Origin of the sequence: Pedobacter yulinensis (assembly GCF_003029735.1) — a bacterium.
Taxonomy (GTDB): domain Bacteria; phylum Bacteroidota; class Bacteroidia; order Sphingobacteriales; family Sphingobacteriaceae; genus Pedobacter; species Pedobacter yulinensis.
On record NZ_KZ686268.1, the window covers coordinates 245,105 to 265,642 of the forward strand.

The window sequence follows — 20,538 nt, forward strand, 5'->3', positions numbered from 1 at the left end:
CAAATATAGCCGCGCAGCGGGTTTTTACAAGCACGAAATTATTTGGCTTCAGGATTTTTTTGATATCGCGGTCACGTTCAGGAGGGCTTATTTGTCATGATGGTATTCTATTAAAAATAAAATCGAAAGACATGAAAATCGTAAAAGTAACCTACACCGTTCAGCCCTCATTTGTAGAAACCAATCTGAAAAATGTGGCCACCTTCATTGCCGACATCAAGGCCTTGAACAACTCCGAAATCCGTTATGTTTCTTACCTGGCCGAAGATGGAAAAACCTTTGTCCACATGGGAACTTTTGGCAGCGACCATGCCCAGCAGCAGTTTCTTGCGCTTCCTTCCTTCAGAAGTTTCCAGCAGGCCAGGAACGGCAGCGGACTGGAAAAAACGGAGCACATCGAATGCCTGGAAGTTGCCGCAGCCTCCTACCCGCTGCTTGCCTGAAACGAAAAAGGGACCCTTGCAGGTCCCTTTTTTATTTATAACTCCCGCAGGAGTGACTCAGCCGACTACATCATGCCGCCCATGCCGCCGCCCATTGGAGGCATTGCAGGTGATGAACCACCTTCTTCAGGCTCATCTGCAAGCACACACTCTGTGGTCAGCAACATGGCTGCAATAGAAGCAGCGTTTTCAAGTGCCACGCGCGATACTTTGGTCGGGTCGATTACACCTGCGCTGATCAGGTTCTCGTAGCGGTCAGCACGTGCGTTGTAACCAAAGTCTGCACTGCCTTCTTTAACTTTTTGAACCACGATAGAACCTTCAATACCAGCATTCTCGCAGATTTGACGCAATGGTTCTTCAACAGCGCGTTTGATGATGGCGATACCGGTAGTTTCGTCGTCATTTTCACCTTTAACGCCTTCAAGGGCTGCAATGGCACGGATAAAGGCCACACCGCCACCGGCAACAATACCTTCTTCTACCGCAGCACGGGTTGCGTGAAGCGCATCGTCAACACGGTCTTTCTTCTCCTTCATTTCAACCTCAGTCGCCGCGCCTACGTACAGGACAGCTACACCGCCAGCCAGTTTAGCCAGGCGTTCCTGAAGTTTCTCTTTGTCGTAATCAGAAGTGGTGGTTTCGATCTGTGATTTGATCTGGTTCACGCGGGCTTTGATATCGTCTGCGTTACCTGCACCGTTAATGATGGTGGTGTTGTCTTTGTCTACAACTACTTTCTCAGCAGTACCGAGGTAAGACAGGTCTGCGTTTTCAAGCTTGTAGCCTCTTTCTTCAGAGATCACGGTACCACCGGTCAGGATAGCGATATCCTCCAGCATTGCTTTTCTGCGGTCGCCAAAGCCCGGAGCTTTAACAGCAGCCACTTTCAGTGAGCCGCGAATTTTATTTACTACCAATGTGGCCAGCGCTTCGCCGTCCAGGTCTTCTGCGATGATGAGAAGCGGTTTACCGGTTTGAACTTGTTTTTCAAGAACAGGAAGCAGTTCTTTCATGTTGCTGATCTTCTTGTCGTAGATCAGGATGTAAGGGCTTTCCAGCTCGGCTTCCATTTTGTCTGCGTTGGTTACGAAGTAAGGCGAAAGGTAACCGCGGTCAAACTGCATACCTTCTACTGTTTTCACTTCGGTTTCTGTACCTTTTGCTTCTTCTACGGTAATTACGCCGTCTTTACCAACCTTGCCCATGGCTTCAGCGATCAGGGAGCCGATCACTTCGTCATTGTTTGCTGAAATTGAAGCAACTTGCTTAATTTTGTTGTTGTCTTCACCTACAGTTTGCGACTGCGATTTCAGGTTCTCAACAATGGTGCTGACCGCTTTGTCAATACCGCGTTTCAGATCCATCGGATTTGCACCTGCGGCTACGTTTTTCACGCCCGCGGTTACGATAGCCTGGGCCAGAACGGTTGCAGTGGTCGTACCATCGCCGGCAATGTCGGCAGTTTTAGAAGCGACTTCTTTTACCATCTGTGCACCCATGTTTTCAAGGGCGTCTTTCAGTTCGATCTCTTTCGCAACCGTTACACCGTCTTTGGTGATGGCTGGTGAGCCGAATTTTTTATCGATGATTACGTTACGGCCTTTTGGTCCGAGTGTAACTTTTACTGCGTTTGCTAAAATATCTACGCCTCTTTTCAGGGCGTCACGTGCTTCGACGTTATATTTTACTTGTTTTGCCATTTTCTGGTGATTGAAATTTTATGTTTTTACTGGAAGGTTTGCCCTTCGGTGTTCATCTCTTGGTTGGTATCTTGCTTACAGGATCGCGTAGAGGTCGCCTTCGCGCATGATGAGGTATTCTCTGCCTTCGTAGGTGATTTCTGTACCACCATATTTTCCATAGATCACTTTGTCGCCAACTTTTACAGTTGTAGGCTCGTCTTTTTTACCCGGGCCTACGGCAACGACAGTTCCTTGCTGAGGTTTTTCTTTCGCGGTGTCAGGGATGTAGATACCTGATGCTGTTTTCTCTTCTGCAGGGGCAGCTTCAACCACTACTCTGTCTCCGATGGGTTTAATGTTTATTGCCATAATTGTTGTTAAATTTTTTGTTTAAGTGATTTTGCAAAAATGCTCGTCCTTGAAGATCAGTTTTTATGCCAAGCGAGCTGCAAGGACAAAATTTCACCTAAACCACTGTCAAAAGCATTCGCCAGGATGTCAGACTGACAGTTTAACCTGTTTTTCAAGCTGACTGCCAAAAGCAGCAGCTCCTGGAACCCTTGCACTGCACGCTGCACATTGAGTGGTCAGCCACCCCGGTCCTGATTCTTGATTACTGATGCTTGATACCGCTTAGCCGCCCCCCCCAAGCCAAACCGTCATCCCGAACGCCAGGCCAGCGCAGTGGGATCCCGCTGTACGGAGTGATAAGGCTTGTTACGTTGTGATACAAAAACCTGAATTACGCAAAGCGGGAGATTCCGCTCCGCACGAATACTGGCCCGAACAATTCAAGAACGGTTTCGGAATGAAGAGGGGTTGGAGGCCCTGTCCTTGGTCCTTGGTTCCCGACTCTTGGTTCAGCGCTAAGGTCCTTGCTCTTTGCTCCTTCATCCATGGTCTTTACAGCCCGCGGTTTCAAAATTCAATCCAACAAAAACGGGCAGTCTTTCGACTGCCCGTTTTATTTACTGGATCTTGTCCAGTGGCGGCACGTTACTTTCGTAACCCGCATAACCTTTGTTCTGGTTAATCCTGCCGTCCGAGTTGAGCCGCTGCACCGCAGCTGGAATGGGCCAAAGTACGTGGTAGGGAGCGATCCTGAAGTTCACACCCTGCAAGGTCGGAACCTGGTTCCGGTAAAAATCATTCTTCTCGATGATCCGGTCATAGAAAAAATTGTTATCAGAGAAATTAGCCTGACTATAAGTCTTTCCATTATAAGCCGTTTTTCCCGTGAGGGCAAAAATATAAGCAATTCTGGTCAGCTCGGTTTTACGCGGTTCCTCCCAGTAAAGTTCCCTTGCCCGCTCATCGAGGATCGTTCCGATCGTCATTGCCCCCGGATCGGTCAGCGGCCTGGCATTGGCTCGGGCGCGCACTACATTGACATCAGCCATTGCAGCCGCCAGGTTACCCTTCCAGTACTGCGCTTCGGCGCGAAGCAGATATGTTTCGGCCAGGCGAAAAACATACCAATCGGTGTTGGTGCCGCGCGGCGGAGTCCAGTAAGGATCATTTGCCAACGCATTGGTCGAGTTGATGAACACTTTGTAATGCGGCCAACCGAACCAGTGCCTGATCGTATCCAGGGCCCCGTTGGTGAAGCGGGCGCGTACATTGCTTGCATTCCACTCTTCCAGGGGTTTGCCATAGAGTGCCCGGTCGGCAGCGTTGTTCGATGTCTTCAGGGCCGGGTTGTTGTAAACCAGGTCGGTCATTTCCATCCACATTCCCTTTGCATGCCGGTAATCGGTGTTGTCGGTCCAGATGTATTTGGTACTGTATGGGGTGCCGCGGTAGCGACCAATGCCCCGGCCGTACATGCGGGTAAGCGGGATCTCGGCAGTCACTGCATCGGTAATAGCAGTTGCGCCAGATGGGGTCTTGACATTCGCAAAATGCCAGGCAGGCACGGTATTGCGCATGAGCTGCGAGCCATTGGCCGTAAAACCTGCTGGCAGGGTTTCCCGGTCTATCACCAGGAAAAGTGTTTCCTTGTTAGTAGAAATGGCTTTGTTGTCCATGCGGTGCATATCCCAAACCACATTTTTGGTGGCGTCTCCGGCGGTACTGCCAAAGCGGCTGGTCATTACAGCATATTTGCCGCTGTTGATCACCGCATTTGCCGAAGCCAGTGCATCGTCGAATTTGCCCAGCGCCAGGTTAACTTTGGTAAGCAGGTGGTCAACGGCTCCTTTGGTGGCCTCACCGCGGTTGCCCGCATCAGTGACCGACCGGCTGGCAAACTCCAGGTCTTCTTTCATTTTCTGGAGAATCACGTCTCTTTTGGTCGAATAAAAATCTGTGCGGGGGGCGTCCAGGTCGCGAAGCAGCAGCGGCACATCACCGAACTGGTGTACCAGCCGGTAATAGTGGCAGGCCCGGAAAAAATAAGCGGCTCCCAATATGGCGTTTTTCTCTGCTTCTGACGCATACACCGGCCTGTCAATATTGGTAATGATCGTGTTGGCATAGCGGATCCCGCGGTATTCCTGGTCCCAATACCAGCCGATCTTATTGGTGTCGTCGCTATTCAGGTTGGCATCGGGCGTGATGCGTGTGATCAGGTCTTGTGCAGGCGTGCTTTTATCGGTCGTGCCTTCTACGGCCACGTCAGAAAAAATAGACTCGGTCAGCATGGGCGCTGAATCGCCGAAAAACTCCCCCCGCAGGCTCTGTGCACAGGCAGCCAGGGCGGCCCGCATGGCGGCAACATTATTTAGTGAGGTCTCGGGTGCATACACCGAGAGCTGGTTGGAATCAAGAAAACTTTTTTTGCATCCGGGTGCCGCAAGCAGCGCCAGGGACGCAAATAATATGCTGATTTTTTTTGTGTAAGTATTCATGGTGCACAGGTTACAGTGAAAGATTTAGACCGAAAGTGGTGTAGCGTGGGGTCGGCCCGTCGTTCTGCGGGTCCCAGTAATTCCATTCGGGCGCATAAACGGCAGCATTGTTCATGTTCGCATAGATTTTTGCGCTCTTCAGCTTCAGTTTGGTTACAATGGCCTGCGGCAAAGAATAAGACAGGGCAATGGTATTTAACCGGATGAAGGAGTTGTCGCGCCACACGCCAAAGTTTGTTCCGCTAAGACCGGAGTTCAGGCGTGCATAGTCGTTAACCGGGTTGGCAGGCGTCCAGTAATCGATTACGTACGAGTTCATGCGGGCCATGCCAACACTTCCGGGCTGGTTTTTGGCCTGGTCGAACCGTTTCTTTTGCCCCCAGTTTGACAGCAGCTGGAATGAAAAATCGACATTTTTGAAGATGTTAAATTCGTTACGCATGGCCCAGGTAAACCTTGGCGTGCGGAAACCCAGGAACTGTTTGTCCACATCGCCATAAGCATAGTTACCGTCTATATCTTCCAGCCGGAAATCGCCGGCCTTGATCCCTTTGTTGAATTTGTTGAACTCGGCTGCATCGCCTTCCTGCCAAACGCCCAGGATGTTATAGTCCCAGATCACGTCGATGTCCTTGTTGTAAAACCAGTTGTTCCCGAGGTCATCATTGGCGGTAGCCAGCTGATCAATGCGGTTGCGGTTCAGCGAGAACACCACGTTGGTGTTCCATTTGATGTTGCCTTCGACGATGTTGCGCGAATTCAGCGTGAGCTCAAAACCCCGGTTGCTGACCCGCGCCAGGTTGGAGTAAACGCTGGTGTACCCGATAAACGTAGGCAGGCTTTTAGAAACGAGCAGGTCTTTGGTGCGTTTTACATACCCTTCGGCCGAGCCGCTAAGGCGGTCTTGCAGGACAGAAAAATCAAGACCAACGTTGTACGATTCGGTCTGTTCCCATTTCAGGTCGGGATTGGGCATGCGGTTGCCGATAACGGCCGTAGGTACCTCTGCCGGCACCCCGTTGGCATTTGTATACTGGTATTTGCCAATGGCAAGCTGGGCCAGCGCCGCGTAGGGGTCGACCGTTCCATTGTCCGGGTTTCGCAGGTCGCGGTTCCCGTTGATGCCGTATGACACCCGCAGTTTCAGGTAATTAAGCCAGCTGATCTTTTTCATGAACGATTCTTCGCTGAGCGTCCAGGCAAGTGCTGCCGCCGGGAAATTGGCCCGTTTAAAATTGACACCAAAAACGGAGTATCCATCACGGCGAACCGAAGCAGTCAAGGCATATTTGCCCATCAGGATATAATTAACGCGGGCCATCAGCGCATCGCCGGTGTAGACCTTGTCTTCAGCATTGGCGGTGGTTTTGGCGCCGTTACCGCTGGCCAGGTTGTGGTAGCTCAGCAGGTCTGACGGTGAAAAGCCTTCTGCATAAGCCTGCGTCCACCACGTCTGGTATTTTTCGGCATTTACCAGGAAGGTGAAGTCAAGATTATGGATCCTGGCAATCGTGCGGTTCCATTTAAGAAGGTTATCGACCTGCCAGTTGTAGCGTGTTTCCTGTGCCCGCGTTACAGACCCCCCGGGTGTAACCACGTTGGGGTTGCGCGACGAGTTGTAGTCGAAATTGCGGTACGAGTCAAGTCCCGGACTGAAATTAAACTGGTAAGAGAAGCCAAACGGAAGCTGTGCTTTGGCATACAGGCTGCCGAAAAGCGTGTTTTGTTTGGCGAACCGGTCGTTGTAGGTCATGTTCAGGAACGGATTGCGTGCATTCAGTCCGTTGTCGTCTGTGGGGATGCGGCGCAAACTCCCATCAGTATTATACATGTCGCCATATGGCGAAAGATTGATCAGCTGGTTCCAGTCTGCTTCTATCGCGCCTTCGTCCCGGGCGGCATATTGCATGTTCAGGCCTACTGTCAGGAATTTAGCTGCACGGGCTTCCAGGTTAACACGCCCCCTGAAGGTGCTGAAGTCCCCGCCTTCAATCAGGTTTTCATTCTTCTGATAACCGAGCGACATGTAATAATTCACCTCGCTTTTGCTGCCTGAAATGCTGAGGGTATGGTCCTGGCGAAGGCCTGTCCGGAAGATCTCATCAAACCAGTTCACATTTCTACCGGCCAGGTAATTGGCTTTTTCGTTGGCAACCAGGCCCAGGCGGTTCAGCCAAAGGTCTACAGGATCGCCGCTCTGGCCGTTCAGCCATTGCGTCAGGGAAACGCTGGCGGGCAGGTTGCGCGGGTCAGCGTACAGGAACTCGGGTGTAGCGGCACCGCTGCGCATCACATCGGCACGCCAGTTCAGAAACCCCTCCGGACCATACACCTCCTGCTTTTTTGTCAGTTGGGCTACGCCAAAATTGGTATTGGCTGTAATGGTGGGGGTGTCGCCGCGGCCTTTTTTTGTGGTTATGGCCACAACACCGGTGGCTGCCTTTGCGCCGTACACGGCAAGCGAACTCGCGTCTTTCAATACGTCGATCGATTCGATGTCGTTCGGATTGATATCTGACAGCTGCCCGACATAGATCACCCCATCGAGCACAATGAGTGGCGATGTACCCGCGCTCAGGGTGGTCTTGCCGCGAACCAGGAGGTCACCGCCGCCCTTGGCCGAGGTGCTTAGCCCAACGCTCATACCGGCAATGTTGCCACGAAGGATGTCTGAAACGCTTTGTGGATTTTCATTCTCCAACCGCGTGGCGCGGATGCTTGACACGGCACCGGTCACATCCTTTTTCTGCGCCGTACCGTAACCGATAACGACAACGTCGGTCAGCTCCTGGTTGGATTCCTTAAGGGTGATGTTAACGTCATTGCGCCCGGCAGCGGCCTGCTGTTCAATGGTCTCGTAACCCACCGCGCTGAACACTAGGGTTACGTTGCCCGAAACACTGATGGTGTAAGCGCCTCCGGCATCTGTCGAAGCACCTTTATCGGTGCCTTTAACCCGGACAGATACGCCCGGAATCCCTGCGCCTTTCGAATCTTTTACACTACCGCGCAGGGTTCGCTCCTGGGCAAGGACCGAAAAGGCGGTAAATAACAATACACATAGAAAAGTAAATGCTCTTTTCATACTTGGTCATTTTTTTCCGTTTTGCCGGTCAGATTGGCCGGCATGCGAAAAGGTTAAAACTTGGTTGAATTGTTTGGTTTTAAAGCGTGCGGCAGCAGCAAACCTGGTTTACTGCATGGCTGTAAAATTTGCTCGTTGTCTATTTGGTTAAGCTTGTTTGTCATGTAAAACTATCAGGATTTTGTATTCGTGCACAATAATTTTTTACTTAATCATCTCATAATTAGTCAGTTATGACAGTTTTGATACGCTTCAATAACCCTTTTGAAACGCTTTAAGTCATTGATTTTGTGGACGAAAAAGAAAGTCTCAGATTATTTTTGATACGCTTCAACTATTTTGCGAAAGTTGTGTCGTTTTCAAAGTAAATTCTGCCGTTTCCTGAATTAAATCAGAAAATGAACCGCAAGGATGCCCCGGTTTTTGAAAACGATTTCATTTAAACATATCCCTGCGCCGGGTCCTTTTTAGCAGGCGGCCTGGAGCCTGGACTGGAACAAGGAGTAAGAAGCAATGATAAGACAGGGTGCCCAGCGCCGCGCCGTGCAAACGGGCTGGGGCTAATGCCCGGGGGGCACCGCGGCTGTCATTCAGCGCAGTAACAAAGGGGCTGTTCAGCCGCTCGAACAGGTTCTTCCCCGCGTTCGAATAGCCTTAGCGGCGATGCGTGCTGCGATTGAACCAGAAACAAAAAAGATGATAAAGTTGTGATCAAGGACCGGACGCCTGGGCCTGCAGTTTGCAGCCGGCATGAACAAACGCCCCGGCGCCCGTCCGCGGCTTTCGTATTTCAGAGCGGTAGTGAACAATCTGTATTGCAGTTCGAAGCTATCTTCTCCTGCTGTCGCTCGGTTTGGATGACAACAGGAAATTACACAGCCAGTTGGATTCAGGAAAGTTTCTGGTATGTTCGCCACCAGAGATCCGGCATTTCGCCGTTTACGGCAGTCTGGTAGTCGTCATACCGGCAGGGCACCAGGTGATACCGCTCATTTTTAGTGGGGCCCGAAGGATACGGCACCTGCATCCACCAGCGGTCAGATTTTTTGCTTTTCACAAACACCATTTCCCCGCTTCCTTCCTTCAGGCTGGCCCGGTAAATGATGAACTGCGACTTTGGGGTCAGCGGAAAATCTTTCTTACGGTTATAAAATCCGTCAACAAAGTACCAGACCATTTGGGCCAGCAGCAGTGCCGTCTGCCCATTCCGGTCGTAGGCCGGGTTAAACTCGTAGAAGCCGATCGAGGTTAGTTTATCGTTCATACCCGCATACCGGGTAATGCGGCAGGCGTCTTCCCCATAAAAACCATTGGGTGTGGCGTTCGCGTTCGCCCCGGCGTCTGAAGAACGAATGGCACCAATGTCAAAGCTGATCATGCTGGCATTACGCACCACCGGTTCGGTAAGTGCAATATCGGTGGTAAATTCGCCCAGGCGATGGGCATCGAAATACAGCTTTTCCATGACCTTCAGGCTGTCCTGGTTAACAAAATAGGTCTGGTAACCCAGGTTGCTGAAGTTAAACAGGTAGTTGGGCTGGTGCAGAAAAATTTTGTTCAGGTAGGCGTCTGAGCGCGTTGCAATGCCTTCCTCGCCATCGTCATTGATGTCAAAGGCATTATCGATCACGACGAGATCGACCTTTTGTTCCAGCTTTTCGTAAGCCATGTACTGCGCATAGGTAAGGTCTTGTCCGCCGCCAATGATCACCGGCAGGATTCCCATCTTCACCAGCTCTGTTACGACCGTCTTCAGGGCCACATATGTATCTGACACTTCTGCACCGGCGCGGATGTTGCCCAGATCAACGATCCGGCTGCTGAACGCGCCTTCGTGCAGGCGGTAAAATTTTTCGCGGAAATAGTCGGGTGCAAGAGCGCATCCCTCGTTTCCTACGGCCCGGCGGTCATCGGCCACACCGACAATCGCCAGGTCAAACTGTCCTTCGTCCAGGTCCGGGAACTGCGTCTCGTGCAGGGTTGCACGGAAGCCCAACTGGCTGGTAAAGAAACCCTCCTCAGGCCTGAGCGACGCCATGTTCAACGGCGAAAAAAAATCGGATAAAGACATATTTGCTATACAGTATTGCCTCCAAATATCTATTTTTGGGAGCGCAATTTACTCATCTGTTCTAAAAAAAGTGAAATGATACTGGTAACCGGCGCAACGGGTTTTCTTGGAGCGGAAGTAGTTTATCAACTGACCAAACAAGGCCTCACCGTTCGCGCAACCAGGCGGGAATCATCGAAAATCCCCGCCCTGCTTCAAGACAACAACCTGGTTGACTGGCAGCTGGCCGACCTCAACGACGTAGCCGACCTGCAGCAGATCTTCGAGGGCATTACCCGGGTATACCATTGCGCAGCGCTGGTGTCTTTCAGCCCGGCAGATAAAGAAAACCTTTACAGGACCAATATTGAAGGCACGGCCAATATCGTCAACGCCTGCCTGCTTTCAGGCGCCCGGCTGGTCCACGTTAGCTCAGTCGCCGCACTCGGCAATGCGCGGCGCGGTGCGACGCTGATTACCGAAGACGACCACCGCGAATACGACCCCAAAGCACATGCCTATGGCGTATCCAAATACGAAGGGGAAATGGAGGTCTGGCGGGGCATCAATGAAGGCCTGGATGCCGTGATCGTGAACCCTTCGGTCATCATTGGCGTAAACGCGGGTTTTACGGGCAGCGGCGCCATCTTTAAAATGGTCAAAGACGGCTTTCCTTATTATACCCGGGGTGTGAGCGGCTTTGTAGACGTGGCCGATGTAGCCCGGGTGATGATCCGGCTCATGGACAGTCCGGTGAGCGGTGAACGTTTCATTGTCTCCTCAGAAAACTACAGCTATAAAGACCTTCTTACCCTTGCGGCCAAAGAAATGGGACTCAAGGCTCCAGCGCGCGAAGCGAAACCCTGGATGCTGGGGCTGGCCTGGCGCTTTGCAAAAATTTTCAGCCTGCTTACAGGCAAGGCTGCCGCGCTGACTAAAGATACTGCCAAAAGCAGCCTCGAGGTCAGCAAATACAGCAACCAAAAAGTCGTGCAAACGACAGCCATACAATTTAAACCGGTGGCCGACAGCCTCGCGCAGATCGGCCAAGCACTTAGATAACCATGCAAGAAAAAGCGTTTTACATCATCGATTTTGACAGTACATTCACCCAGGTAGAAGCCCTCGACGAACTGGCCCGCATATCGCTGGCCAGGCACCCCGACCGGGAAGCCATCTACAAGAAGATCGAAGATTACACCAACCTTGCCATGGAAGGAAAACTGTCCTTCTCAGAAAGCCTGGCGCAGCGCGTTAAACTGCTCGAGGCCAACGAAGAACACCTTAAAAAACTCATCAAACACCTTAAAAAAAAGGTATCCAAATCTTTTTCCCGGAACGCCGCATTCTTTGAGAAACATGCAGACGATGTGCTGATCGTGTCGGGCGGTTTCAAAGAGTTCATTACGCCCGTGGTCAGCCAATACCACATCAGGAAAGAAAACATCTATGCGAACACCTTCGTTACCACTGGCGACGGTAAGATCATTGACTACGACCACGCCAATCCGCTGAGCGAAGAGGGTGGTAAAGTGAAATTGCTGCAGCAGCTGCAGCTTAAAGGCAACCTGTACGGCATCGGCGATGGCTACTCAGACTTCCAGTTGCGCGAAAGCGGACTGATCAGCAAGTTTTTTGCCTTTACAGAGAACATTGCCCGGCAAACCATCCTGGAAAAGGCCGACCACATTACGCCGAGCTTTGACGAATTCTTATATGTAAACAACCTGCCCCGTGCCATTTCTTACCCGAAAAACCGCATTCTTTGCCTGGTGATCGGCGATGCCGGTCAGCATGCCATTGAGGTCCTGAAAAAAGACGGTTTCTCCATCCGCCATAAGGCTACATTCGAAGAAAAGTATGTGAAAGATGTAGGCATGCTGCTTCTTGCCGATGGTGAAAAGGTAGACAAAGAAGTGCTTAGCCGGGCAGTCAAACTCAAAACGCTCGGTTATCTCGGGAATGCAAAAGGACGCATTGACCTGCAGCTGTGTACCGAAATGGGAATTGTCGTGTTTGATGATCCGCGCAGCAATCCGCGCAATACGGATTTCATTCCGAAACGCATGGCCGATTTCATGAACAGCGGCACAACCTACCTGAGCAGCAACTTTCCAAACCTGCAGCTGCCAAAGATCGAGCGGTCACATCGCCTCATTCACATTCACCGCAATGTGCCGGGCATTATGGCGCGGATCAATACCATTTTTGCCAAACATGACATCAACATCGTGGGCCAGTTCCTCATGACGAACCCGGCAATAGGTTACGCCATCACCGACATCAATACGGAATACGACAAACAGCTTTTTAAGTCACTGAAAAAGATCGAGCATACGATCAAGTTCAGGGTGTTGTATTAGCACCTGCGGAAACATCATTCCATAGCCCTGTTTTGAAGTCCTTTTGCTGCTGCGCGCTGTAAATGCCGCGCTGGCCAGAGACCAGGTACGCCAGCACACACGCTACAGCCACATAAACGGCCGGGCCGCTGCCGAACAACTCGACTCCCATCAGGATACAGGCCAGGGGTGTGTTCGCGGCCGCGGCGAACACAGCTGCGAAACCCATTGCAGCAAGCAGCGATACCGGGAGCGGCATCACGGCCGATAAACAGCTGCCGAGTGCTGCACCTATGAAAAACAAAGGTGTCACCTCGCCCCCTTTAAATCCGGCGCCAAGCGTTAAACAGGTCAGCAAGATCTTCCAGCCAAAGGTTTCAGGCGGTTGTACCCGGGTAAATGACTCGACAATTACCGGAATGCCGAGCCCGGCATAACGGGTGCCGGCAATCAGCAGCAACGAAACAATGAGAAGGCCGCCGGCCAGTGGCCTTAGCGGAGGATAACCGATATGCCTGGAAAACCGTGCGCCCAGCCAGTGGTTCAGGACTGAAAAGAACCGTGCTGCAAGCCCGAAAATGATTCCGGCAGCAGCGGTCCAACCGAGCAGGGCTATATTGATTGCTGGGACTGCAGCTACCGGGTATGTGGTATGTCCGACACCCCAGAGGCGGCAGGCCTGGTCGGCAAAAATAGCCGAAAGCAGCGCTGGAAACAGGGCCTGGTAGCGCATGCTGCCCAGCAAAAAGACCTCGAGGGCAAATACCGTTCCCGCCAGGGGTGTGCCGAATACAGAGGCGAACCCGGCGCTGATACCACAGATCAGCAAGATATGCCTGTCCCGGTGGGCAACGCCGAACCAGCGGCTGAATTGGTCGGCCAGGGCGCCGCCGATCTGAACAGCGGTCCCTTCACGACCGGCAGAGCCGCCGAAAAGATGGGTGACCAGGGTGCTGAATAAGATGAAAGGGGCCATCACCAGCGGGACGATGCGCGAAGGCCGGTGGATCTCTTCGATGACCAGGTTGTTCCCTTTTGCGATACCGTTTCCGAAGTAATGGTACAGAAGACCGATAAAAAGTCCGGCAAGGGGCAGCAGGAAAATAAGGCGCTCATGCGTTTCACGGTAAGCTGTGACCCGGTCGAGCGCGACAAGGAAAAAAGCAGAGGCGCTGCCAGCCAGCGCCCCGATAATCAGGGTAATGGCGAGCCACTTTAAAAAGTACAAAACGGGCGGGAGCATGCGCATGGCGCAATGTTAAGGAAAAAATTTTAGGAGGCATGCCTCGACAAGCTCAGCATGACTCGACAAGCTCAGTATGATATTGTCGTCCTGAGCTTGCCGTCTTGATATTGTCGTCCTGAGCTTGCCGAAGGGCACCAACATAATTTAAAAGAAATATTCATTAACTTAAATCATGCTTTTAAAGATAAAAATGAAACTGTATTTCGTTTACATACTCGAATGCTCTGACGAAAGTTTTTACGTAGGCCTAACCAACAATATCGACAGACGCCTGTCAGAGCACCAGGGCGGCTTGTCGTCCAGCTCATATACCTTTAAACGCAGGCCGGTCAAACTCGTTTATACAAAAACTTCAGGTTCATCATGGATGCGATCAAGTTTGAAAAGCAGCTCAAAGGATGGAGCAGGAACAAAAAACAGGCTTTAATTGATGAAAACTGGACGGCGCTCCGCGAGCTATCAAAAAATAAGATACTCAAAAACAAGTCAGAAGCGCCGCCGCAAATCCCCCAAAATCCCTACCTTCGTTTCATGGAACTGACGCCTGAAATCATTGAAAAACTGAACAAGCTGCAGGATAAATACACCGCTATGGGCCAGGACATGAGCTCCTACCTCGACGGCCTGCTGCACGCTGATTTCCTGACGTACTGGGACTACATCCACCTGGATACGCTGCTCAGTCTCCAGAACCCGAAGACCCCCTTCCCGGATGAGGAGATCTTCATCATGTACCACCAGATCACCGAGCTCTACTTCAAACTGACCCTGCACGAATGCAGGCAACTGGCAGATAAGCCTGATCTTGACGCGGCTTTTTTCACCGCCCGCCTCAAGCGCATCAACGCCTATTTCAAGGCCCTCACCACCTCATTCGAAGTCATGGTGCAGGGAATGGAGAAGGAGCAGTTCCTGAAGTTCCGCATGTCGCTGCTGCCGGCCAGCGGCTTTCAGTCGGCCCAGTACCGCATGATCGAGATCTCGGCTACCGATTTTATCCGCCTGGTGGCGCAGGAAGACCGCGACAGGCTTGCCGGTGCCGGCATTGAAACGCAGTTTCAGTCCATTTACTGGAAGTCTGGCGCTACCGAACTCAGCTCGGGCAAACAAACACTGACCCTGCGGCAGTTTACAAACAAGTATGCCCCCCAGTTTCTGCAGCTGGCCACAGACCGGCAGCAAAACAACCTTGCAGCCCTCTATCGGAAGCTCAAATCACGCGGCAGCGAAGACCTTTCGGCGCTCGAGGCCGAGCTGCGGCTGTTCGACCTGCACGTGAACGTCGAGTGGCCCTTATCGCATTACAAATCGGCGGTGCGTTACCTGGAAAAAGATCCGATCGATATTGCCGCAACCGGCGGTACCAACTGGCAGAAATACCTGCCACCCCGTTTCCAGCGGCGCATCTTTTATCCCTTCCTGTGGACGGCAGAACAACAGGCTGAATGGGGCAAGGGCTGGGTGCTGCAAACGCTCGCAGAACTGCGCATGGCCCGGTAAAGCCCTGGCTAACATTTAAAATCGCTGAAAGGGGCGCCTTTCCGGCTGAATTTCAGTGTTTCCGGCATAGAAAACGCATAATTTTTTCGTATTTTGCCGCCATACACGCGTTACCATGACTGACACACTTGACATCAGTATCACCAGAGCGGAAGAAACCCGGTTAACGGTAACCGATTTCTCCCTGCTCCCCTTCGGTAAGGTTTTTACCGACCACATGTTTACAGCCGACTTTGAAGACGGCGAATGGAAAAATTTCCAGATCCTGCCATATGGCCCGATTCCGACCAGTCCGGCGATCTCGGCCCTCCACTACGGACAGGCTATTTTCGAAGGCATGAAGGCTTATCGCCTGCCCGACGGACGCATCAGCGTGTTCCGCGCAGACAAGAACCTCGACCGTTTCAATAAATCGGCCGTCCGCATGGCCATGCCGACCATTCCCGAAGAAATTTTTATGCAGGGACTGGCCACGCTGCTTAAGATCGATGAAAAATGGGTACCTGCACAGGAGAATTACTCGCTGTATATTCGCCCGGTGATGTATGCCACCGACCCTTACCTGGGCGTGCGGGCATCAGACACTTATAAATTCGCATTGCTGACCACGCCAACCGGCCCTTACTACAGCAATGCCCTGAAGGTTAAAATTGAAGACCAATATACCCGTGCAGACGATGGTGGTGTAGGTTACGCCAAAACAGCCGGTAACTATGCCCGTTCCCTGTATCCCTTTGCAGAAGCCCAGAAAGAAGGTTTTGACCAGCTGATCTGGACCGACGCAGCCGCACATGAATACATTGAAGAAGCGGGAACCGCAAACCTGTTGTTTGTTATTGATGGCAAACTGGTTACCCCTTCTATCCGCAGCACGGTACTCGACGGCGTTACGCGCGATACGATCATCACCCTGGCCCGCGAACAGGGTGTAGAGGTAGAGGAGCGCCGCGTTTCGGTGAAGGAAATCATTGAGGGGATACAAAACGGCCGCGTTACCGAGGCGTTTGCGGCAGGAACGGCAGCTACAGTTACCCACATTGGGCAGATCGGCTACCGGGGCGAACTGTATCAGCTGAGCGACCCCGCAACACGCAGCGTATCAAACGGCATCGCCAAGACCCTGAACGATATCCGCTATGGCTTGTCTGAAGACAGCCACGGCTGGAACTGGATCATCGACTAAGCGATTCCTTTAGCTATAAGATCCATGAACGGCGGTAAGCGGTTCATGGATTTTTTTGTTGTTTTGAAATGCATCCGGACAGCCGCTTACCTCAGAGTGGTTTGCAGTGAATTGCCAGCGGACAAGCAAAAACAATATCCCTCAGATCGGTTCGAGGGATTTTGTGACTAAAGACGTTTTGAGACTTTTAAAAATGCGCCAAAGCCATCGTAAAGAACTTGCCCTTTATCTAGCGCTAATGCCCCTCCGACATTGACACCGTATTTCTTTATATAACGGTTCAGCTCTAAATAGCCAGAGAACTGGTAGCTTGCCGGAAAATACGGTGGGGCATAAATCGTTCGAACTCTTCCCGTTGAATTGCCTTCAGGACTTGTGCCGTAGGTTCCGAAATTCTTCGTGCCAGTAAGTTTTGCAATGCCATTCCAATCGCCTATATAACCATCAATTCCTAAGTGAAGTGCGTAAACCCTGTTGTTGACTATATACTCCCGGTCTCGTTGCGGCAAATCCGTCCGAAGATATTTTTTGCTTGTCAGTAGATTGCTGCCTATATTTTCCCCCTGATAAGTCCACCCGTTCGCGTACAGATAATTGTTATAATAATCCTCGTCACCTGAGGGCGTGATTTTGGCATCAAGTTCTCCCCCCTGACTCTTTGTCGTCAAGACTTCCACAAGCAGTTTTCGCCAACCTGCTTTTCCACTTGCAATTTTATTTTGTATTGAGAGGCCCCATAAGCCATCCTTTAGATTGTTCAAATGCACCAAGCCACCTACCTCATAGAAAAATTGGTGATAGGCTTGAATATGCACTTTAGAGAAATCATAATCTATCGCTTGATCGATAGATCCGATGTGATTACCGATCTTAGACCCCTTGTGAACTTTACCAATTGCAACATAAAGCAATGTCTGACCTTTTGAGAGGCCCCAGTTTGGCGTAAATTTTTGCTCCGCTCCAAACTGTACCTGGTGATTGAAGCCGCCAGACAAAGCCCACTTTTTTTCAGGACTCCCAATCTTGAAATATAATGATTTTTGATGCGAAAGTGTTCCTGCGTAACCATTCCGATTTGCAGCCAAATAAACTTCGCTACGCCCCATATAACCATAGTTGAAATTCCCTTTAAGAGAAAGCCAGCCATTGGTAAACGGAACTGACCAATATTTGGGAATTGATATTTCAACTTTAGGAATACCTCGGGCATTCCCTGACATCGTGAATGCGCCACTGGACAGCACAGAATCAGTAATGCCCATTATATCACGGCTCCTGCCAAGTTTAAATTCAAATATATTGAATCGAAGACCCATATTGGCTTCTATTGCCTGAAACTCATTGTTCCTGCCAACATTTAACCGTCCTTCCAGTCTTACGCTTAGATCCAGCTTGTTTCTAATATTTGGTGACTGGTAATCATGGTAATAGCCGAGGATCATACTTCCGTAAGCGCCCGCAGGTGGTGTGCTTCCAAACTGATTTGTCCGCATCCAGAAAGGCACAGATTTTGTCCCAGAAACCCCCGTGCGTATCTCAAGAAAATAACGATCTCGCTCGGTACTGTCAGTTCTTATCGAATCTTGTGCGAAGATTGGTCCCCAGAGGCATGCAAGAACTAGAGTAATTGTGATTTTAAAACGCATATTAGCTAAATTTTATCTCAATTCACGAGCGACTTCTTTGATCTTTACAAGTTCGCGGACTATTCAAACTGATTTTTCGTAGCGTAACCCGCTTCCGCAAGCATTTTTTCCTTTTTAAAATTAGTTAAATCTGAAAGAACCATTTCTTTAACCAGTGCTGGAAGATCATATTTAGGCTTCCAATTTAGTTTAGTCTTTGATTTGGTGGGATCACCGATTAGCAAATCTACCTCTGTCGGACGGAAATACCGCTCATCGACTGCAACAACTGTCTGCCCCGCCTCAAGCCGAAATTCGGGGTTAGAGCACGAAACTACTACACCCCGTTCTGCAATTTCTGTCCCTTCGAAAGCTAACTCAATTCCCAGTTCGGAGAAGGCCATTCTGACGAAATCGCGCACTGTTGTCGTAATACCTGTTGCAATGACGTAATCCTCGGCTTGCTCTTGTTGAAGAATTAAGTACATAGCTTCTACGTAGTCTTTTGCGTGTCCCCAATCACGCTTCGCATCCAAATTTCCAAGATATAGTTTATCTTGTAGGCCTAGAGCAATTTTTGCTGCTGCTCGAGTAATTTTCCGAGTCACGAATGTCTCTCCGCGCAAGGGGCTTTCATGGTTGAAAAGGATTCCATTACAAGCGTAGATCCCATACGCTTCACGATAATTAACTGTTATCCAATAAGCATACATTTTTGCAACCGCATAGGGAGAACGCGGATAAAAAGGCGTAGTCTCAGATTGGGGTACAGCCTGTACTAAACCATAGAGCTCCGAAGTTGATGCTTGGTAAATCTTGGTTTTCTTTTCAAGCCCGAGTATGCGTATTGCTTCAAGAATTCTTAACGTTCCTATGCCGTCTGCGTTCGCCGTATATTCAGGAGTGTCGAAGCTTACCTTGACATGGCTCATCGCTCCCAAATTGTAAATTTCATCTGGCTGCACTTGCTGAATAATACGAATCAGGTTCGTGGAATCACTTAGATCGCCATAATGCAGCTTAAATCTTACATCCTTATCATGGGGATCCTGGTATAGGTGATCAATACGGTCAGTATTAAATAGCGAACTGCGCCGCTTAATTCCATGCACTTCATATCCTTTTCCCAATAGAAGTTCTGTTAAGTAGGCGCCGTCTTGTCCGGTTACGCCAGTGATTAAAGCTCTTTTCATTATGTTTCTTTTTATAAATTTTAATATTATCGATTATTGTCGCGATTTTGCATTTTTTTACTCCAGATAGCCCCTATAAAAATCGGCCCGTAGTAAATATACCGACGCCACATACGCTTTGGCTCTTTCAACAGCCTGACGAACCATTCAAGCTTTAAGTTGATAAGCAGTGTATTGGGCCTTTTCACTGTTCCGGCATAGAAATCAAAGACTGCGCCGATAGAACCGATGAGTCCGGCCCTCAAACTATCTTTATGTTCCATTACCCATTTTTCTTGTTTAGGGGCTGTCATTCCGACGAAAAGCACATCAGGATTGAAATCATTCACGGCCTTGATCATCTGCTCGTTATCCGCCTGAGAAAACTCTGGCTTGTATGGGGGGGAGTGAAATCCGGAGAGAATGTTCGGATACTCTCGGTTTAGCCGTTGTTTGATCAACTTTAATGTCGATTCGCTGGAGCCCAGATAGAAACACTTTCCTCCTGTCCTATTCAAGGCTTCCAAGCAATGCTTATGCAGGTCGGCACCCGCGATTTTTTTGATTTTCCGACCAGTTAAAAGCTTGACAGCCCAAGTAATGCCGACTCCGTCAGGGAGTAAGATATCGGATTTTTGCAACGCGTATTTGAAAGAAGAGTCGTTCTCAGCTAGACAGAACGAATATTGGTTTATCGTATTTACTACACATTTTCGATTGTATTCAATCGCTGCGACATCCCCATTGTATATCGGATAATCTAGAAAGTTCAAATTAGGTTTTTCCATAGCATAATAATTAACGCTGTCTAGCAAGCATAATTTTTCCTTAAAAGCTCCTTATGCTGCTCTAGCGCGTGAGCATCCTCAAATCTGTCAGCAATCTTTTTTGCGGGGCTGCCCCCCACAATTGAATAGGCCTCGACATCTTTTGTAACAAGCGCGCCTGCTGCGACGATAGCACCATTGCCTATTTTAACGCCCTGCATAATCACGGCGCCATATCCAATCCAAACATCATTGCCTACCTCGGTAACTAAATGTCGCCCTTTCCAAGTATAGTTATTGTCACGGATAGACGATGCGACTCTGATAGGTTTGCCAATTTGTTGATAGTGGTGATCATATTTACCCACAAACGCAACCTTATTTCCCACGAGTACGTAATCGCCAATGATACAATCGGTCTCGATAAAGGAATCGCGGCCAATATAAAAGTTCCGACCGATCTGTAGTCTCTCTTTAGCCCAGAGACGAACCCGGATACCCGCATGAAAACCAGGGCCGATATTATAACTCTTCCAGACTGTATTGAGAAGTAACCATATCCGTATTTTTTTTATTAGTGACAGCATACAA

Annotated in this window: 16 protein-coding genes; 6 read left to right on the forward strand and 10 right to left on the reverse strand. The window is 50.1% G+C overall.

Translation table 11 applies throughout. The annotated features are described in order from the left end of the window. Nucleotides 1–131 precede the first annotated feature (131 nt). Entirely contained in the window at nt 132–443 is a 312-nt protein-coding gene (locus C7T94_RS01065) for a hypothetical protein (RefSeq protein ID WP_107212820.1), read from the forward strand. Nucleotides 444–508: 65 nt separating this feature from the next. On the opposite strand, the gene groL is transcribed toward C7T94_RS01065, so the two are convergent. The 5 genes from groL to C7T94_RS01090 form a co-directional block, all read right to left on the reverse strand. Beyond that, a complete protein-coding gene (gene groL / locus C7T94_RS01070) occupies nt 509–2,146 on the reverse strand; it encodes a chaperonin GroEL (RefSeq protein ID WP_107212822.1) in 1,638 nt (545 codons plus the stop codon). A 75-nt stretch (nt 2,147–2,221) separates the two neighbouring features. After that, nucleotides 2,222–2,497 (reverse strand): co-chaperone GroES, encoded by a 276-nt coding sequence (locus tag C7T94_RS01075; RefSeq protein WP_107212824.1) that lies wholly within the window; start codon nt 2,495–2,497, stop codon nt 2,222–2,224. Nucleotides 2,498–3,096: 599 nt separating this feature from the next. Continuing rightward, the gene (locus tag C7T94_RS01080; RefSeq protein ID WP_107212826.1) at nt 3,097–4,977 is read right to left on the reverse strand and encodes a RagB/SusD family nutrient uptake outer membrane protein; all 1,881 of its coding nucleotides are present in this window, start codon (nt 4,975–4,977) and stop codon (nt 3,097–3,099) included. A 10-nt stretch (nt 4,978–4,987) separates the two neighbouring features. Next, nucleotides 4,988–8,062 (reverse strand): SusC/RagA family TonB-linked outer membrane protein, encoded by a 3,075-nt coding sequence (locus C7T94_RS01085; protein WP_107212828.1) that lies wholly within the window; start codon nt 8,060–8,062, stop codon nt 4,988–4,990. A gap of 889 nt (nt 8,063–8,951) precedes the next feature. Next, complete coding sequence (locus C7T94_RS01090) at nt 8,952–10,133, reverse strand: formimidoylglutamase (RefSeq protein ID WP_107212830.1); 1,182 nt, start codon at nt 10,131–10,133, stop codon at nt 8,952–8,954. A 75-nt stretch (nt 10,134–10,208) separates the two neighbouring features. Here C7T94_RS01090 and C7T94_RS01095 point away from each other — a divergent pair, with 75 nt between their 5' ends. After that, nucleotides 10,209–11,174, forward strand: coding sequence for an SDR family NAD(P)-dependent oxidoreductase (locus C7T94_RS01095; protein ID WP_107212832.1), 966 nt, complete (start codon nt 10,209–10,211; stop codon nt 11,172–11,174). Nucleotides 11,175–11,176: 2 nt separating this feature from the next. Beyond that, complete coding sequence (locus C7T94_RS01100; protein WP_107212834.1) at nt 11,177–12,475, forward strand: HAD-IB family phosphatase; 1,299 nt, start codon at nt 11,177–11,179, stop codon at nt 12,473–12,475. Here C7T94_RS01100 and C7T94_RS01105 read toward each other — a convergent pair. After that, nucleotides 12,459–13,703, reverse strand: coding sequence for a voltage-gated chloride channel family protein (locus C7T94_RS01105; RefSeq protein ID WP_107212836.1), 1,245 nt, complete (start codon nt 13,701–13,703; stop codon nt 12,459–12,461). The two genes, C7T94_RS01100 and C7T94_RS01105, sit on opposite strands and share 17 nt — an antisense overlap. A 187-nt stretch (nt 13,704–13,890) precedes the next feature. Between C7T94_RS01105 and C7T94_RS01110 the strand changes: the two genes are divergently transcribed. The 3 genes from C7T94_RS01110 to C7T94_RS01120 all read left to right on the forward strand — a co-directional run bounded on the left by C7T94_RS01110 (nt 13,891) and on the right by C7T94_RS01120 (nt 16,383). Beyond that, nucleotides 13,891–14,127: a GIY-YIG nuclease family protein gene (locus C7T94_RS01110; RefSeq protein WP_239494951.1), complete on the forward strand. Its 237-nt coding sequence runs from the start codon at nt 13,891–13,893 to the stop codon at nt 14,125–14,127. After that, complete coding sequence (locus tag C7T94_RS01115; protein ID WP_239494897.1) at nt 14,064–15,200, forward strand: tryptophan 2,3-dioxygenase family protein; 1,137 nt, start codon at nt 14,064–14,066, stop codon at nt 15,198–15,200. Before C7T94_RS01110 ends, C7T94_RS01115 begins: the two co-directional genes overlap by 64 nt. A 115-nt stretch (nt 15,201–15,315) precedes the next feature. Continuing rightward, nucleotides 15,316–16,383 carry a branched-chain amino acid aminotransferase gene (locus C7T94_RS01120; protein ID WP_107212838.1) on the forward strand — a complete coding sequence of 356 codons (1,068 nt, stop codon included), beginning with the start codon at nt 15,316–15,318 and terminating at the stop codon, nt 16,381–16,383. Nucleotides 16,384–16,550: 167 nt separating this feature from the next. Here the strand turns inward: C7T94_RS01120 and C7T94_RS01125 are convergent, their stop codons facing one another. From C7T94_RS01125 to C7T94_RS19680, 4 genes are read right to left on the reverse strand one after another with little or no spacing between them, the layout of a single operon-like run. Further along, the gene (locus tag C7T94_RS01125) at nt 16,551–18,029 is read right to left on the reverse strand and encodes a capsule assembly Wzi family protein (RefSeq protein WP_107212840.1); all 1,479 of its coding nucleotides are present in this window, start codon (nt 18,027–18,029) and stop codon (nt 16,551–16,553) included. 59 nt (nt 18,030–18,088) lie between these two features. Then, nucleotides 18,089–19,201: a GDP-mannose 4,6-dehydratase gene (gene gmd, locus C7T94_RS01130; protein ID WP_107212842.1), complete on the reverse strand. Its 1,113-nt coding sequence runs from the start codon at nt 19,199–19,201 to the stop codon at nt 18,089–18,091. 26 nt (nt 19,202–19,227) lie between these two features. Continuing rightward, the gene (locus C7T94_RS01135) at nt 19,228–19,968 is read right to left on the reverse strand and encodes a WecB/TagA/CpsF family glycosyltransferase (protein ID WP_107214610.1); all 741 of its coding nucleotides are present in this window, start codon (nt 19,966–19,968) and stop codon (nt 19,228–19,230) included. A 20-nt stretch (nt 19,969–19,988) separates the two neighbouring features. Then, nucleotides 19,989–20,534 (reverse strand): LbetaH domain-containing protein, encoded by a 546-nt coding sequence (locus tag C7T94_RS19680; protein WP_107212844.1) that lies wholly within the window; start codon nt 20,532–20,534, stop codon nt 19,989–19,991. Nucleotides 20,535–20,538 lie beyond the last annotated feature (4 nt).

Excerpts from the sequence above, each read along its gene's own strand:
- C7T94_RS01125 (WP_107212840.1), bottom strand. The coding sequence starts at position 18,029 with ATGCGTTTTAAAATCACAATTACTCTAGTTCTTGCATGCCTCTGGGGA.
- gmd (WP_107212842.1), bottom strand. The coding sequence starts at position 19,201 with ATGAAAAGAGCTTTAATCACTGGCGTAACCGGACAAGACGGCGCCTAC.
- C7T94_RS01095 (WP_107212832.1), top strand. The coding sequence starts at position 10,209 with ATGATACTGGTAACCGGCGCAACGGGTTTTCTTGGAGCGGAAGTAGTT.
- C7T94_RS01120 (WP_107212838.1), top strand. The coding sequence starts at position 15,316 with ATGACTGACACACTTGACATCAGTATCACCAGAGCGGAAGAAACCCGG.
- C7T94_RS01090 (WP_107212830.1), bottom strand. The coding sequence starts at position 10,133 with ATGTCTTTATCCGATTTTTTTTCGCCGTTGAACATGGCGTCGCTCAGG.
- C7T94_RS01075 (WP_107212824.1), bottom strand. The coding sequence starts at position 2,497 with ATGGCAATAAACATTAAACCCATCGGAGACAGAGTAGTGGTTGAAGCT.
- C7T94_RS01065 (WP_107212820.1), top strand. The coding sequence starts at position 132 with ATGAAAATCGTAAAAGTAACCTACACCGTTCAGCCCTCATTTGTAGAA.
- C7T94_RS01105 (WP_107212836.1), bottom strand. The coding sequence starts at position 13,703 with ATGCGCATGCTCCCGCCCGTTTTGTACTTTTTAAAGTGGCTCGCCATT.
- C7T94_RS01110 (WP_239494951.1), top strand. The coding sequence starts at position 13,891 with ATGAAACTGTATTTCGTTTACATACTCGAATGCTCTGACGAAAGTTTT.
- C7T94_RS01115 (WP_239494897.1), top strand. The coding sequence starts at position 14,064 with ATGGATGCGATCAAGTTTGAAAAGCAGCTCAAAGGATGGAGCAGGAAC.
- groL (WP_107212822.1), bottom strand. The coding sequence starts at position 2,146 with ATGGCAAAACAAGTAAAATATAACGTCGAAGCACGTGACGCCCTGAAA.
- C7T94_RS01100 (WP_107212834.1), top strand. The coding sequence starts at position 11,177 with ATGCAAGAAAAAGCGTTTTACATCATCGATTTTGACAGTACATTCACC.
- C7T94_RS01135 (WP_107214610.1), bottom strand. The coding sequence starts at position 19,968 with ATGGAAAAACCTAATTTGAACTTTCTAGATTATCCGATATACAATGGG.
- C7T94_RS01085 (WP_107212828.1), bottom strand. The coding sequence starts at position 8,062 with ATGAAAAGAGCATTTACTTTTCTATGTGTATTGTTATTTACCGCCTTT.
- C7T94_RS19680 (WP_107212844.1), bottom strand. The coding sequence starts at position 20,534 with ATGCTGTCACTAATAAAAAAAATACGGATATGGTTACTTCTCAATACA.
- C7T94_RS01080 (WP_107212826.1), bottom strand. The coding sequence starts at position 4,977 with ATGAATACTTACACAAAAAAAATCAGCATATTATTTGCGTCCCTGGCG.